This is a genomic window from Pedobacter sp. 01T416_2 (assembly GCF_056398925.1).
In genome coordinates this window covers 1-1,279 of record NZ_JBFTQI010001138.1, presented here as the reverse complement: position 1 = coordinate 1,279, position 1,279 = coordinate 1, and the positions used below count along the sequence as shown (strand labels likewise).

General features: G+C 33.4%; 2 pseudogenes. One reads left to right on the top strand and one right to left on the bottom strand.

Going from position 1 to position 1,279, the window contains the following annotated elements:
• Positions 1-225: pseudogene (locus AC1DPQ_RS28040) on the top strand (MATE family efflux transporter); the annotation flags it as partial.
• A 90-nt stretch (positions 226-315) separates the two neighbouring features.
• Here AC1DPQ_RS28040 and AC1DPQ_RS28035 read toward each other — a convergent pair.
• A pseudogene (locus tag AC1DPQ_RS28035) lies at positions 316-1,279 on the bottom strand (hypothetical protein); the annotation flags it as partial.

The following is a 1,279-nucleotide window of genomic DNA, read 5'->3' as shown; positions in this document are numbered from 1 at the left end:
GTATTCAGTAGCGCGTTTAATGGTGCTGGTGATACCTGGACACCTACCAAAATTAATGTTTTTGCCTTTTGGTTGTTCCAGATTCCTTTGGCTTACTTTTTAGCCAAATTTTTAGAAATGGGCCCAACAGGTGTTTTTATTGCCATCCCAACAGCTGAAGCAGGTATTGCGATAGCTGCCTATATCTTGTTTAAAAAGGGTAAATGGAAAAAAACAATGGTTTAGGTAATCTATAACAGAATTTAACCACAGATCAATGATGAGCACAGATGGATTTATATTTGTATTATCTATGAATATCTGTGGTTAAAATTCTTATTCTTCCATCCCCTTCAGATCGATTTTATTAAACATAAACAAGTAGTATAAAATACAACCGGCTAACAACACCAAACTGAACAAAAGATAATAATGCGCAAGGATTGACCACATGGCAATAAAAAAGAAAAACAGCAACCATTTGAGGTAATTGTCCATATCTAACCGAACGATATACACTAACGCCAATAGGAAAAATAGCCCGGATAAACTAAACAGAAGCCCATTGGCTATCGCATAGAGGTTAAGGTGAGCGGCTGAAATCAAAAATATCCATTCGGGGATTAATATGATGGCGAAAATTAATAACCAGTTGAATATCCTTTTATTGATTGATAGCTGAAGACTCTTGCTGAAATTCATGTATTCAGTTTCAAATTTTAGCAAAGTAAAAATCAAAACTGCATGGCATAAAACAGATGCCAATAAAGCAACTAATAATACACGTATATCGTAGCCAACATCTGCAAACATCCACAGCATTGCTTTAAAGAAAACAAATGACAACAGCTTACACATCAATAACATTAAGGGTTGTTCTTTGAGTAAATGGAATAATGGCCAGCTGAAGAATGGTTTTTTAAATTTTATTCCAAAACGAACCGGTTCCTTTTCATTAATTAAAAAACTTAATGTTACCGATTGATAAGTTAGCCACGATAAGCCAAAAATTAAAGCCGAAAAAACAATCAGGATACAAATGGCACTAATAAAAAGACTGTAATTGATGCTTAAACCAATAAGCAGAAAAACATAAATAATAACCGGTATGAGGATGGTAAAATATAATCTTAGCCACAATTTTAGCTGCATATTTTTTTTCAGAGCAGCTGTTTCTTYAATAAAATTATACTTGGCTGATGCTAATTTTTGTTTAATAAAGAAATGAACTTTTGCGGCGTATAAAAACCATGAAACAAATACAATAGCAATTCCAACAGGCGATGAAATACCTGCTAAT